We start from the raw sequence: 13,733 nt of genomic DNA on the forward strand, positions 1-13,733 counted from the left end.
AGAGTTAACATGGGCAAAATCATCGGTATCGACCTGGGGACCACCAACTCCTGCGTCTCCATTCTGGAAAACGGCAACGTCAAGGTGATCGAGAACGCCGAAGGCGCTCGCACCACGCCATCGATCATCGCCTACGCCAACGACGGCGAGATCCTGGTTGGCCAGTCGGCCAAGCGCCAGGCCGTCACCAACCCGCACAACACCCTGTACGCGGTAAAACGTCTGATCGGCCGTCGCTTCGAAGAAGATGTCGTGCAGAAAGACATCCAGATGGTTCCGTACAAGATCGTCAAGGCTGACAACAGCGACGCCTGGGTCGAAGTCAACGGCCAGAAAATGGCTCCGCCGCAAATCAGCGCCGAAGTCCTGAAGAAAATGAAGAAAACTGCCGAAGACTACCTCGGCGAAGCGGTGACCGAAGCGGTCATCACCGTACCTGCGTACTTCAACGACAGCCAGCGCCAGGCGACCAAGGACGCCGGTCGTATCGCCGGTCTGGACGTCAAGCGCATCATCAACGAGCCGACCGCCGCTGCACTGGCCTACGGCATGGACAAGGCCAAGGGCGACCACACCGTGATCGTCTATGACCTGGGTGGTGGTACTTTCGACGTCTCCGTGATCGAGATCGCCGAAGTCGATGGCGAGCACCAGTTCGAAGTACTGGCCACCAACGGTGACACCTTCCTCGGTGGCGAGGACTTCGACATTCGCCTGATCGACTACCTCGTCGACGAATTCAAGAAAGAAACCGGCATGAACCTGAAGGGCGATCCCCTGGCCATGCAGCGTCTGAAAGAAGCCGCTGAAAAAGCCAAGATCGAGCTGTCCTCCAGTCAGCAGACCGACGTCAACCTGCCGTACATCACTGCTGATGCAACCGGTCCGAAGCACCTGAACGTGAAGATCTCCCGCGCCAAGCTGGAGTCGCTGGTAGAAGACCTGGTTCAGCGCACCATCGAGCCTTGCCGTATCGCCATGAAGGACGCCGGTATCGACGTCAGCAAGATCGACGACGTGATCCTGGTCGGTGGCCAGACCCGTATGCCGCTGGTACAGAAAACCGTTGCCGACTTCTTCGGCAAGGAAGCGCGCAAGGACGTCAACCCGGACGAAGCCGTGGCCATGGGTGCTGCCATCCAGGGCGCCGTTCTGGCCGGTGACGTGAAGGACGTGCTGCTGCTCGACGTCAGCCCGCTGACCCTGGGTATCGAAACGATGGGTGGTGTGATGACCGCGCTGATCGAGAAGAACACCACCATCCCGACCAAGAAGTCGCAAGTGTTCTCGACCGCCGACGACAACCAGAGCGCCGTGACCATTCACGTGCTGCAGGGCGAGCGCAAGCAAGCCGCGCAGAACAAGTCCCTGGGCAAGTTCGACCTGGCCGAGATTCCACCAGCGCCACGTGGTGTTCCACAGATCGAGGTTACCTTCGACATCGACGCCAACGGCATCCTGCACGTCGGCGCGAAGGACAAGGCCACTGGCAAGCAGCAGTCCATCGTGATCAAGGCCAACTCCGGTCTGTCCGAGGAAGAAATCCAGCAGATGGTCCGCGACGCGGAAGTCAACGCCGAGGAAGACCGCAAGTTCGAAGAGCTGGCCGCTGCCCGCAACCAGGGTGACGCGCTGGTCCACTCGACTCGCAAGATGGTCGCCGACGCGGGTGACAAGGTGACCGCTGACGAGAAGACCGCCATCGAAGCCGCCGTTACCGCACTGGAAGCCGCGGTCAAGGGCGACGACAAGGCTGCCATCGAAGCGAAGATCGAAGAGCTGTCCAAGGTCTCCGCTCCGGTTGCCCAGAAGATGTACGCCGAGCAGGCCGAGAAGCCGGAAGCGGGCGCCCAGGCGCAGCAGGCTGACGATGCCAAGCACGACGACGTCGTCGATGCCGAGTTCGAAGAAGTCAAAGACAACAAGTAATTGTTGCTCGTTGTCGGCCGGTTGACTGATGTTTGACGTTGACTGGTAGGATGTCGCCGCGCGGGGGCTTGCTCCCGCGTTGGCGTGTCTGGAATACCCGAATTTTTTCCAGCACTGGTCCTGTTGCCGGTGCTGACGGCACAGCGCGGATGCGCAGAGGTTTGCCGAACGTCCTCAAGAGTGCAAAGAACCATGGCGAAGCGTGACTACTACGAGGTTCTGGGAGTCGAGCGAGGCGCGAGCGAGGCCGACCTGAAGAAGGCCTATCGTCGTCTGGCGATGAAGCATCACCCGGACCGTAACCCCGACAACAAAGAGTCGGAAGAGCTGTTCAAGGAAGCCAACGAGGCTTACGAAGTGCTCTCCGATACCAGCAAGCGCACGGCGTACGACCAGTACGGCCATGCCGGCGTCGACCCGAGCATGGGTGGCGGCGGTGCCGGGTTCGGCGGCGCCAACTTCTCCGATATCTTCGGTGATGTGTTCAGCGATTTCTTCGGTGGCGGTCGTGGCGGTTCCCGCGGCGGTGCCCAGCGTGGCAGCGATCTGCGCTACACCCTGGAGCTGAACCTGGAAGAAGCAGTGCGCGGCACCACGGTCAACATCCGTGTGCCGACGCTGGTCAACTGCAAGCCGTGTGATGGCTCGGGTGCGAAGAAAGGCTCCTCGCCGGCGACCTGCCCGACCTGCGGCGGCATCGGCCAGGTTCGCATGCAGCAAGGTTTCTTCTCGGTGCAGCAGACCTGCCCGCGTTGCCAGGGGCAAGGCAAGATCATCACCGACCCATGCGACTCCTGCCACGGCGAAGGCCGCATCGAAGAGTACAAGACGCTGTCGGTGAAGGTGCCGGCTGGCGTCGATACCGGCGACCGCATCCGCCTTTCCGGCGAGGGCGAGGCTGGCACCCAGGGAGGTCCGACCGGCGACCTGTACGTGGTGATCAACGTGCGCGAGCACCCGATCTTCCAGCGCGACGGCAAGCACCTGTACTGCGAAGTACCGATCAGCTACACCGACGCTGCCCTGGGTGGCGAGCTGGAAGTGCCGACCCTCGATGGCCGGGTCAAGCTGAAGATTCCGGAAGGCACCCAGACCGGCAAGCAGTTCCGTCTGCGCGGCAAGGGCGTTGCTCCGGTGCGTGGCGGCGGTGCTGGCGACCTGATGTGCCGCGTTGCGGTGGAGACTCCGGTCAACCTGAGTCGTCGCCAGCGCGAGCTGCTCGAAGAACTGCGTGCTTCCCTGGAAGGCGACAGTTCCCATTCGCCCAAGGCCAGTGGTTGGTTCGAGGGTGTGAAACGCTTCTTCGGCGATCTGTAAAAGGAACGGGACATGCGACGTATTGCGGTAATGGGCGCGGCAGGGCGCATGGGCAAGACGCTGGTCGAGGCGATCCAGCAAGCACCGGGTGCAGGCCTGACGGCGGCGGTGGATCGTCCCGACAGCACCCTGGTAGGTGCTGACGCTGGTGAGCTGGCCGCACTGGGCCGGATCGGCGTACCGATTTCGGACGATCTGGCGAAAGTGGCGGAAGAGTTCGACGTGCTGATCGACTTCACCCATCCGTCGGTGACCCTGAAGAACCTGGCGTTCTGCCGCAAGGCGGGCAAGGCCATGGTCATTGGCACTACCGGCTTCTCTCCCGAGGAGAAGCAGTTGCTGGTGGAGGCGGGCAAGGAAATCCCGATCGTCTTCGCTGCCAACTTCAGTGTTGGCGTCAACCTCTGTCTGAAGCTGCTGGATACCGCCGCCCGCGTGCTGGCTGACGATGTGGACATCGAGATCATCGAGGCCCACCACCGGCACAAGGTCGATGCGCCGTCCGGTACTGCCCTGCGCATGGGCGAGGTGGTTGCCTCGGCGCTGGGGCGTGATCTGCGCGAAGTGGCCGTCTACGGTCGCGAGGGCCAGACTGGCGCCCGTGATCGCCAGACCATTGGTTTCGCCACCGTGCGTGCCGGTGACGTGGTCGGCGACCATACCGTGCTGTTCGCCGCCGAGGGCGAGCGGGTCGAGATCACCCACAAGGCGTCGAGCCGCATGACCTTTGCCAAGGGCGCGGTGCGCGCGGCAATGTGGCTGGATGGTCGCGACGCTGGCCTGTACGATATGCAGGACGTGCTCGAACTGCATTGATCCACAAGCAGAAGGGGCCGGTCGCGAGACCTGCTCCTTTCTGCAATCCCGCCTCAAGATGCGCCCTGTCGCATTCCTGCGCCTTTCAGACACATCAGTGGTAGACCAAAAAAGCGTTTTTCTGTAAGCTACAGCTTTAGTGTGTCCACTAAAAGCGCGCAGATAATTCGACGAAGAAAGCGGGGTGACGTGTCTATACGTCATTCCGCTTTTTTGCAACCTGCGATCGCCCCTTCAGGCTTGATTTACGGGAGGTCTTCTTGACTAAGCCAGCCATACTCGCCCTTGCCGATGGCAGCATTTTTCGCGGTGAAGCCATTGGAGCCGACGGTCAGACCGTTGGTGAGGTGGTGTTCAACACCGCAATGACCGGCTATCAGGAAATCCTGACTGACCCTTCGTACTCGCAACAGATCGTTACCCTGACTTACCCACACATCGGCAACACCGGTACCACTCCGGAAGATGCCGAATCCGACCGCGTCTGGTCGGCCGGCCTGGTCATCCGCGACCTGCCGCTGATTGCCAGCAACTGGCGTAACACCCTGTCCCTGAGCGACTACCTGAAAGCCAACAATGTCGTGGCGATCGCCGGTATCGATACCCGTCGCCTGACCCGCATCCTGCGTGAAAAGGGCGCGCAGAACGGCTGCATCCTTGCCGGTGACGACATCAGCGAAGAAGCCGCCATCGCCGCCGCCCGCGGTTTCCCGGGCCTGAAGGGCATGGACCTGGCTAAGGTGGTCAGCACCAAGACTTCCTACGAATGGCGCTCCAGCGTCTGGGAACTGAAGACCGACAGCCATCCGACCATCGAAGCCGCCGACCTGCCGTACCACGTCGTCGCCTACGACTACGGCGTCAAGCTGAACATCCTGCGCATGCTGGTCGCCCGTGGCTGCCGCCTGACCGTGGTGCCGGCGCAGACCCCGGCCAGCGAAGTCCTCGCCCTCAATCCTGACGGCGTGTTCCTGTCCAACGGCCCTGGCGACCCGGAGCCTTGCGACTACGCGATCCAGGCGATCAAGGACATCCTCGAAACCGAGATCCCGGTCTTCGGCATCTGCCTCGGTCACCAACTGCTGGCCCTGGCCTCCGGCGCCAAGACCGTGAAGATGGGCCACGGCCACCACGGTGCCAACCACCCGGTCCAGGACCTGGATACCGGCGTGGTGGTGATCACCAGCCAGAACCACGGTTTCGCCGTCGACGAAGCGACCTTGCCGAGCAACGTCCGCGCCATACACAAGTCGCTGTTCGACGGTACCCTGCAGGGCATCGAGCGCACCGACAAGAGCGCGTTCAGCTTCCAGGGCCACCCTGAAGCCAGCCCTGGCCCGACCGATGTCGCGCCACTGTTCGATCGCTTCATCGATGCCATGGCCAAGCGCCGCTAAGCATCCCTGCGAGAAGGCCCTGAGCCGGTACCACCCGGTTCAGGCGCGCCTGACCAAGATTGTTCAAGACGGCTTGCCGACTGACCTGCGGATTTGAGTGACAACCATGCCAAAACGTACAGACATTAAAAGCATCCTGATTCTCGGCGCCGGCCCGATCGTGATCGGCCAGGCCTGCGAATTCGACTACTCCGGCGCCCAGGCCTGCAAGGCCCTGCGTGAGGAAGGTTTCCGCGTCATCCTGGTGAACTCCAACCCGGCCACCATCATGACCGACCCGGCCATGGCCGACGCCACCTACATCGAGCCGATCAAGTGGCAGTCGGTAGCCAAGATCATCGAGAAAGAGCGTCCGGACGCACTGCTGCCGACCATGGGCGGCCAGACCGCACTGAACTGCGCCCTGGACCTGGAGCGCGAAGGCGTTCTGGAGAAGTTCGGCGTGGAAATGATCGGCGCCAACGCCGACACCATCGACAAGGCTGAAGACCGCTCGCGCTTCGACAAGGCAATGAAGGCCATCGGCCTGGAATGCCCGCGTTCCGGTATCGCCCACAGCATGGAAGAGGCCAACGCGGTCCTCGAGAAGCTGGGCTTCCCGTGCATCATCCGTCCGTCCTTCACCATGGGCGGCACCGGCGGCGGCATCGCCTACAACCGTGAAGAGTTCGAAGAGATCTGCGCCCGTGGTCTGGACCTGTCGCCGACCAAGGAACTGCTGATCGACGAATCGCTGATCGGCTGGAAAGAGTACGAGATGGAAGTGGTCCGCGACAAAAAGGACAACTGCATCATCGTCTGCTCCATCGAGAACTTCGACCCGATGGGCGTGCACACCGGTGACTCGATCACCGTCGCACCGGCACAGACCCTGACCGACAAGGAATACCAGATCATGCGCAACGCCTCCCTGGCGGTGCTGCGCGAGATCGGGGTCGAGACCGGCGGTTCCAACGTCCAGTTCGGCATCTGCCCGGACACCGGTCGCATGGTCGTGATCGAGATGAACCCGCGGGTATCCCGTTCCTCTGCCCTGGCTTCGAAGGCCACCGGCTTCCCGATCGCCAAGATCGCCGCCAAGCTGGCCGTCGGCTACACCCTCGACGAACTGCAGAACGACATCACCGGCGGTCGTACCCCGGCGTCCTTCGAACCGTCGATCGACTACGTCGTCACCAAGCTGCCGCGCTTCGCCTTCGAGAAATTCCCGAAAGCCGACGCCCGCCTGACCACCCAGATGAAGTCCGTGGGTGAAGTCATGGCCATCGGCCGGACCTTCCAGGAGTCCCTGCAGAAAGCCCTGCGCGGCCTGGAAGTCGGTGTTTGCGGCCTCGACCCCAAAGTCGACCTGGCCAACCCGGAAACCCCGAGCATCCTCAAGCGCGAGCTGACCGTACCGGGCGCCGAGCGTATCTGGTACGTGGCCGACGCCTTCCGTGCCGGCATGACCCGTGACGAAATCTTCGCCCTGACCAGCATCGACCACTGGTTCCTGATCCAGATCGAAGACCTGATCAAGGAAGAAGAGAAGGTCAAGACCCTGGGCCTGGCCGCCATCGACAAGCAACTGATGCTGAGCCTGAAGCGCAAGGGCTTCTCCGATCAGCGTCTGGCCAAGCTGCTCGGCATCACCGACAAGAACCTGCGCCGTCACCGCCACAAGCTGGAAGTGTTCCCGGTGTACAAGCGCGTCGACACCTGCGCCGCCGAGTTCGCCACCGACACCGCCTACCTGTACTCGACCTACGAGGAAGAGTGCGAGGCCAACCCGTCGGATCGCGAGAAGATCATGATCCTGGGCGGCGGTCCGAACCGTATCGGCCAGGGCATCGAGTTCGACTACTGCTGCGTGCACGCGGCACTGGCCCTGCGTGACGACGGTTACGAGACCATCATGGTCAACTGCAACCCGGAAACCGTCTCCACCGACTACGACACCTCCGACCGTCTGTACTTCGAGCCGCTGACCCTGGAAGACGTGCTGGAAGTGGTGCGTGTCGAGAAGCCGAAGGGCGTCATCGTTCACTACGGCGGCCAGACCCCGCTGAAACTGGCTCGCGCCCTGGAAGAAGCCGGTGTACCGATCATCGGTACCAGCCCTGATGCCATCGACCGTGCCGAAGACCGCGAGCGCTTCCAGCAGATGGTCCAGCGCCTGAGCCTGCTGCAGCCGCCAAACGCCACCGTGCGCAGCGAGGACGAAGCGATTCGTGCTGCTGGCGATATCGGTTACCCGCTGGTGGTTCGTCCGTCCTACGTACTGGGCGGCCGTGCCATGGAAATCGTCTACGAACTGGACGAGCTGAAACGCTACCTGCGCGAAGCGGTACAGGTTTCCAACGACAGCCCGGTGCTGCTCGACCATTTCCTCAACTGCGCCATCGAGATGGACGTGGATGCGGTCTGCGACGGCACCGACGTGGTGATCGGCGCAATCATGCAGCACATCGAGCAGGCCGGCGTTCACTCCGGTGACTCCGCGTGCTCGCTGCCACCGTACTCGCTGCCTGCCCACGTGCAGGACGAAGTCCGCGAGCAGGTCAAGAAGATGGCCCTGGAGCTGGGCGTCGTCGGCTTGATGAACGTGCAGCTGGCCCTGCAGGGCGACAAGATCTACGTGATCGAGGTCAACCCGCGCGCCTCCCGTACCGTGCCGTTCGTCTCCAAGTGCATCGGCACTTCGCTGGCGATGATCGCGGCCCGTGTCATGGCCGGCAAGACGCTCAAGGAGCTGGGCTTCACCAAGGAAATCATTCCTAACTTCTACAGCGTCAAGGAAGCGGTGTTCCCGTTCGCCAAGTTCCCGGGGGTTGACCCGATCCTCGGCCCTGAGATGAAATCCACCGGTGAAGTCATGGGTGTCGGCGACAGCTTCGGTGAAGCCTTCGCCAAGGCCCAGATGGGCGCCAGTGAGCGCCTGCCAACGGGCGGCACCGCGTTCATCAGCGTGCGCGACGACGACAAGCCACAAGTGGCTGGCGTTGCCCGCGACCTGATCGCCCTGGGCTTCGAAGTGGTCGCAACCGCCGGCACCGCGAAGATCATCGAAGCGGCTGGCCTGAAAGTGCGTCGCGTGAACAAGGTGACCGAAGGTCGTCCGCACGTGGTCGACATGATCAAGAACGACGAAGTGTCGCTGATCATCAACACCACCGAAGGTCGTCAGTCGATCGCCGATTCCTACTCGATTCGCCGCAATGCGTTGCAGCACAAGATCTACTGCACCACCACCATTGCGGCCGGTGAAGCTATCTGCGAAGCGCTGAAGTTCGGTCCGGAAAAGACCGTTCGCCGCTTGCAGGATCTGCATGCAGGACTCAAAGCATGAGCATTACCAAGTACCCGATGACCGTCCAGGGCGCTCGCGCCCTGGAAGACGAACTGACCTTCCTCAGCAAGACCGAGCGCCCGCGCCTGAGCCAGGCGATCGGTGAGGCTCGCGAACTGGGCGATCTCAAGGAAAACGCCGAATACCATGCCGCTCGTGAAGAGCAGGGCATGGTCGAGGCGCGGATCCGCGATATCGAAGGTCGTCTGCAGAACTCGGTGGTGATCGATGTCACCACCATCGCCCACACGGGCAAGGTGATCTTCGGCACCACCGTCGAGCTGGAAAACACCGAGACCGGCGATCAGGTGACCTACCAGATCGTTGGCGAGGACGAGGCTGACATCAAGAAGGGCAAGCTCTCGGCGAGCGCACCGATCGCCCGTGCCATCATTGGCAAGGAAGAAGGTGACGTGGTTGTCGTGAAGACCCCGAGCGGCACGGTCGAGTACGAGATTGTCGAAGTCAAGCACATCTGACGCCGGCCTTCGCGCGCATACCCTCGAAGCCATCCTCTGGCAGCTGGCCCAGGTTTTCTGGGTTGGCGGCCTGTGGGTGTTTCATGTCGGCCTGGTGCCGGCACTGAAGGTCAGCGGTCTGGCACCGTTGCTGGTGCAGGACATCTCCGTGCAGATCGACCGCTGGTTGATCGGCGTGGCGGCGTTGGGCCTGATGACCCAGTTGGGGGTGTTGGCGCGGTTGCGCGGGGTGTCCGCCTGGTGGCGGATGTTCAGCGGGCAGCTGCTGCTGGTCGGCTTTGCCGCCTGCTTCAGTTACTACACCCTGCGCTACGGTGTTTCCGTCGGGGAGCGCTGGCAGGTGTTCTGTTTCGTCGTGCTGGGGCTCAGCGGCATCGTGCTGGTGGCCCAGCCCGTCCCGGCCAGGGCGCGCAGGCCGCGCCGCTGACCGGAGCCACCCTTACTTGTAGCGGTGGATGTTGGACAACTGCTTGTTCGGCTGCGGATTGCGGCGATACAGCAGGACCATCTTGCCAATGATCTGTACTTGCTCGGCGCGGCCGATCTTGCTCAGTTCGTCCATTACAGCGCGACGCTCCTCGCGGTCTTCGAGCTTGACCTGCACCTTGATCAGTTCATGATCTACCAGTGCGCGTTCCAGTTCGCCGAGGACACCTTCGGTCAAGCCATTGCCAGCCACGATCAGGACCGGTTTCAGGTCGTGACCAATGGATTTGTACTGTTTCTTCTGCTCGTTATTGAGCGGCATAATCTGACCCTTTCGTCTGGACTCTGTAAAAATGGCGGCCATTTTACCCGAGGGCCCGTGGCTCCGCCCAGTTAATCACGACGCTTAATCATCGAGGTGCCCAGTGGCGCAGCGTTCCAAGAGCAGCCATAACTGGCTGAGAGAGCATTTCAACGATCCTTTCGTCAAACAGGCGCAGAAGGATGGCTATCGCTCGCGCGCGAGCTACAAACTGCTGGAGATCCAGGAAAAGGACCGTCTGATCCGCCCGGGTATGAGTGTGATCGACCTCGGCGCGGCGCCGGGAGGCTGGTCGCAGGTAACCAGTCGTCTGATTGGCGGCCAGGGCCGTCTGATCGCCTCCGACATTCTGGAAATGGACAGCATCCCTGACGTGACCTTCATCCAGGGCGATTTCACCCGGGACGACGTGCTCGCGCAGATTCTCGAAGCGGTAGGTAATTCGCAGGTAGACCTTGTGATTTCCGATATGGCCCCCAACATGAGTGGTACGCCTGCCGTGGACATGCCCCGGGCGATGTTTCTCTGCGAACTGGCCCTTGATCTGGCTAGCCGGGTGTTGCGCCCGGGTGGTGATTTTCTGATCAAGATCTTCCAGGGCGAAGGGTTCGACACGTACCTGAAGGATGTTCGCCAGAAATTCGACAAGGTGCAGATGCGCAAGCCCTCGTCGTCCCGCGACCGCTCCCGGGAGCAGTACCTTTTGGCCAGGGGATACCGCGGCGAGTAAAGGCGTCAGCGCGGCAGCTTGCGAGGCCTCCGATAGTATTTTCCAATCGGCGGCCCTGCCTGAATCGGCTGAACATCGTGTAGTCTAGATTCACAAAGGGTTACAGACGGTGCCAGCAGCCGTTGTAGGTAATGTAGTAAGTTAAGCCGCTGATTATCATGCGAGGCACGGTTGCGCCTAAACCTGCTTCAGAGGGTAGCGAATTGAACGATATGGCAAAGAATTTGATCCTGTGGTTGATCATCGCGGCCGTCCTGGTGACGGTGATGAACAACTTCTCCAGCCCGAATGAGCCGCAGACCCTCAACTATTCCGACTTCATCCAGCAAGTCAAGGATGGCAAGGTCGAGCGAGTCGCGGTCGATGGCTACGTCATTACCGGTAAGCGCAACGACGGCGACACCTTCAAGACCATTCGTCCGGCGATTCAGGACAACGGCCTGATCGGCGACCTGGTCGACAACCATGTCGTCATCGAAGGCAAGCAGCCTGAGCAACAGAGCATCTGGACCCAGTTGCTGGTCGCCAGCTTCCCGATCCTGGTGATCATCGCGGTGTTCATGTTCTTCATGCGCCAGATGCAGGGCGGTGCCGGCGGCAAGGGCGGCCCGATGAGCTTCGGCAAGAGCAAGGCGCGCCTTCTGTCGGAAGACCAGGTCAAGACCACGTTGGCCGACGTGGCCGGCTGTGACGAAGCCAAGGAAGAAGTTGGCGAGCTGGTCGAGTTCTTGCGTGACCCGGGCAAGTTCCAGCGCCTGGGTGGTCGTATCCCTCGCGGCGTGCTGATGGTTGGCCCGCCCGGTACTGGCAAGACCCTGCTGGCCAAGGCCATCGCAGGCGAAGCCAAGGTTCCGTTCTTCACCATTTCCGGCTCCGACTTCGTGGAAATGTTCGTTGGTGTCGGTGCCAGCCGTGTCCGTGACATGTTCGAGCAGGCCAAGAAACACGCACCTTGCATCATCTTCATCGACGAGATCGACGCCGTGGGTCGCCACCGTGGCGCCGGCATGGGTGGCGGTCACGACGAGCGCGAGCAGACCCTCAACCAGTTGCTGGTGGAGATGGACGGCTTCGAAATGAACGACGGCATCATCGTCATCGCCGCCACCAACCGTCCCGACGTGCTCGACCCTGCGCTGCTGCGTCCTGGTCGCTTCGACCGCCAGGTGGTGGTTGGTCTGCCGGATATCCGCGGGCGTGAACAGATCCTCAAGGTACACATGCGCAAGGTACCGGTTGGCGAAAACGTCAATCCGGCCGTCATCGCCCGTGGTACCCCAGGCTTCTCCGGTGCCGACCTGGCCAACCTGGTCAACGAGGCGTCCCTCTTCGCGGCACGTGGCGGCAAGCGCGTGGTCGAGATGAAGGAATTCGAGCTGGCCAAGGACAAGATCATGATGGGCGCCGAGCGCAAGACCATGGTCATGTCGGAGAAAGAGAAACAGAACACTGCGTACCACGAGGCGGGCCACGCCATCGTCGGTCGCATCGTTCCGGAGCACGACCCGGTGTACAAGGTCTCGATCATCCCGCGTGGTCGTGCGCTGGGCGTGACCATGTTCCTCCCGGAAGAAGATCGCTACAGCCTCTCCAAGCGCGCGCTGATCAGTCAGATCTGTTCGCTGTACGGCGGCCGTATTGCCGAGGAAATGACCCTGGGCTTCGATGGCGTGACCACTGGTGCTTCCAATGACATCATGCGTGCCAGCCAGATCGCGCGGAACATGGTGACCAAGTGGGGCCTTTCGGAGAAGCTCGGCCCGCTGATGTACGCCGAGGAAGAGGGTGAAGTATTCCTGGGCCGCGGCTCGGGCGGGCAGCACACCAACGTCTCCGGTGAAACCGCGAAGCTGATCGACTCCGAGGTGCGCAGCATCATCGACCAGTGCTATGCCACCGCCAAGCAGATCCTCACTGACAACCGTGACAAGCTCGACGCCATGGCCGATGCGCTGATGAAGTACGAGACCATTGACGCCGAGCAGATCGACGACATCATGGCAGGTCGTACTCCGCGTGAGCCGCGTGACTGGGACAACGATTCCGGTACTTCGGGCACCACTGCTTCCCAGGGTGACCGTCCCGAGTCCCCGATCGGTGGTCCGGCTGCGCAACACTAAGGGCTGACATGACCTCACAGCAATACCCGACCCGGTTGCCTTGCGGCAACCGGGTTCTTGACCTTTCACGTACCCATGTCATGGGTATCCTCAATATCACCCCGGATTCCTTCTCTGATGGCGGTCGATTCACCCAGCGTGATTCGGCCTTGCGCCATGCCGAGCAGATGGCTGCTGCTGGTGCCACGCTGATCGACGTCGGGGGCGAATCCACCCGGCCCGGTGCCAGGGTCGTCACCGCGCTGGAAGAGCTTGAGCGCGTGGCGCCCATTGTCGAGGCGCTGAATCGCGAACTGGACGTGGTCATCTCGGTTGATACCTCGACGCCTGCGGTGATTCGCGAGTCGGCGCGCCTGGGGGCAGGGCTGATCAACGACGTACGTTCGCTGTCGCGCGATGGTGCGCTGGATGCGGCGGCGGCCACTGGCTTGCCGGTGTGCCTGATGCACATGCGCGGCGAGCCTGGGAACATGCAGGATGACCCGCACTACGAGGATGTCACTCGCGAGGTCGGGAGCTATCTCGAGGAGCGTATGGCTGCCTGTGCGGCGGTCGGAATCGACGCTGAACGCATCATTCTTGATCCAGGTTTCGGCTTTGCCAAGACCCTGGAGCATAATCTCAGCCTGTTCAAGCATATGGACAACTTGCGGCGCCTGGGGCGGCCACTGCTGGTGGGTGTCTCGCGCAAGAGCATGATCGGCCTGACCCTCGATCGGCCGGTAAACGAGCGGTTGTACGGCAGTCTGGCGCTGGCTGCCCTGGCGATGACCAAGGGGGCGAGCATTCTTCGTGTTCACGACGTCGCCGAGACGGTCGATATCGTACGGATGATCGCCGCGGTACAAGCCGCCGAATAAAGAGTGACG

11 protein-coding genes are annotated in these 13,733 nt (G+C 61.8%); 10 read left to right on the forward strand and 1 reads right to left on the reverse strand.

Annotated features, from left to right (window positions below; translation table 11 throughout):
- Positions 1-9: 9 nt before the first annotated feature.
- The 7 genes from dnaK to V0R59_RS03320 all read left to right on the forward strand — a co-directional run bounded on the left by dnaK (position 10) and on the right by V0R59_RS03320 (position 9,693).
- Complete coding sequence (gene dnaK, locus V0R59_RS03290) at positions 10-1,929, forward strand: molecular chaperone DnaK (RefSeq protein WP_330073068.1); 1,920 nt, start codon at positions 10-12, stop codon at positions 1,927-1,929.
- Positions 1,930-2,121: 192 nt separating this feature from the next.
- Positions 2,122-3,246 (forward strand): molecular chaperone DnaJ, encoded by a 1,125-nt coding sequence (dnaJ, locus tag V0R59_RS03295; RefSeq protein WP_330073067.1) that lies wholly within the window; start codon positions 2,122-2,124, stop codon positions 3,244-3,246.
- A 12-nt stretch (positions 3,247-3,258) separates the two neighbouring features.
- Positions 3,259-4,062, forward strand: a complete 804-nt coding sequence (dapB, locus tag V0R59_RS03300) for a 4-hydroxy-tetrahydrodipicolinate reductase (RefSeq protein WP_330073066.1) — start codon at positions 3,259-3,261, stop codon at positions 4,060-4,062.
- Between the two features lie 260 nt (positions 4,063-4,322).
- The gene (carA, locus tag V0R59_RS03305) at positions 4,323-5,459 is read left to right on the forward strand and encodes a glutamine-hydrolyzing carbamoyl-phosphate synthase small subunit (RefSeq protein ID WP_330073065.1); all 1,137 of its coding nucleotides are present in this window, start codon (positions 4,323-4,325) and stop codon (positions 5,457-5,459) included.
- A 106-nt stretch (positions 5,460-5,565) separates the two neighbouring features.
- Positions 5,566-8,787, forward strand: coding sequence for a carbamoyl-phosphate synthase large subunit (carB, locus tag V0R59_RS03310; RefSeq protein ID WP_330073064.1), 3,222 nt, complete (start codon positions 5,566-5,568; stop codon positions 8,785-8,787).
- Positions 8,784-9,266: a transcription elongation factor GreA gene (gene greA, locus V0R59_RS03315; RefSeq protein WP_330073063.1), complete on the forward strand. Its 483-nt coding sequence runs from the start codon at positions 8,784-8,786 to the stop codon at positions 9,264-9,266. The genes carB and greA overlap by 4 nt, the downstream gene beginning before the upstream one ends.
- Positions 9,244-9,693 carry an MFS transporter gene (locus V0R59_RS03320; protein ID WP_330073062.1) on the forward strand — a complete coding sequence of 150 codons (450 nt, stop codon included), beginning with the start codon at positions 9,244-9,246 and terminating at the stop codon, positions 9,691-9,693. Before greA ends, V0R59_RS03320 begins: the two co-directional genes overlap by 23 nt.
- 12 nt (positions 9,694-9,705) lie before the next feature.
- On the opposite strand, the gene yhbY is transcribed toward V0R59_RS03320, so the two are convergent.
- The gene (gene yhbY, locus V0R59_RS03325) at positions 9,706-10,014 is read right to left on the reverse strand and encodes a ribosome assembly RNA-binding protein YhbY (protein WP_330073061.1); all 309 of its coding nucleotides are present in this window, start codon (positions 10,012-10,014) and stop codon (positions 9,706-9,708) included.
- A gap of 103 nt (positions 10,015-10,117) precedes the next feature.
- Between yhbY and rlmE the strand changes: the two genes are divergently transcribed.
- The 3 genes from rlmE (at position 10,118) to folP (ending at position 13,724) form a co-directional block, all read left to right on the forward strand.
- The gene (gene rlmE / locus V0R59_RS03330) at positions 10,118-10,744 is read left to right on the forward strand and encodes a 23S rRNA (uridine(2552)-2'-O)-methyltransferase RlmE (RefSeq protein ID WP_330073060.1); all 627 of its coding nucleotides are present in this window, start codon (positions 10,118-10,120) and stop codon (positions 10,742-10,744) included.
- A gap of 212 nt (positions 10,745-10,956) precedes the next feature.
- Entirely contained in the window at positions 10,957-12,864 is a 1,908-nt protein-coding gene (gene ftsH, locus V0R59_RS03335; protein WP_330073059.1) for an ATP-dependent zinc metalloprotease FtsH, read from the forward strand.
- 8 nt (positions 12,865-12,872) lie between these two features.
- Positions 12,873-13,724 carry a dihydropteroate synthase gene (gene folP, locus V0R59_RS03340; RefSeq protein WP_330073058.1) on the forward strand — a complete coding sequence of 284 codons (852 nt, stop codon included), beginning with the start codon at positions 12,873-12,875 and terminating at the stop codon, positions 13,722-13,724.
- Positions 13,725-13,733: the final 9 nt, after the last annotated feature.

The sequence above is a fragment of the Pseudomonas ulcerans genome (genome assembly GCF_036324125.1).
Taxonomy (GTDB): domain Bacteria; phylum Pseudomonadota; class Gammaproteobacteria; order Pseudomonadales; family Pseudomonadaceae; genus Aquipseudomonas; species Aquipseudomonas ulcerans.

Coding starts and splice junctions, on each gene's coding strand:
- ftsH (WP_330073059.1), top strand. CDS start 10,957: ATGGCAAAGAATTTGATCCTGTGGTTGATCATCGCGGCCGTCCTGGTG.
- dapB (WP_330073066.1), top strand. CDS start 3,259: ATGCGACGTATTGCGGTAATGGGCGCGGCAGGGCGCATGGGCAAGACG.
- yhbY (WP_330073061.1), bottom strand. CDS start 10,014: ATGCCGCTCAATAACGAGCAGAAGAAACAGTACAAATCCATTGGTCAC.
- carB (WP_330073064.1), top strand. CDS start 5,566: ATGCCAAAACGTACAGACATTAAAAGCATCCTGATTCTCGGCGCCGGC.
- dnaK (WP_330073068.1), top strand. CDS start 10: ATGGGCAAAATCATCGGTATCGACCTGGGGACCACCAACTCCTGCGTC.
- greA (WP_330073063.1), top strand. CDS start 8,784: ATGAGCATTACCAAGTACCCGATGACCGTCCAGGGCGCTCGCGCCCTG.
- dnaJ (WP_330073067.1), top strand. CDS start 2,122: ATGGCGAAGCGTGACTACTACGAGGTTCTGGGAGTCGAGCGAGGCGCG.
- folP (WP_330073058.1), top strand. CDS start 12,873: ATGACCTCACAGCAATACCCGACCCGGTTGCCTTGCGGCAACCGGGTT.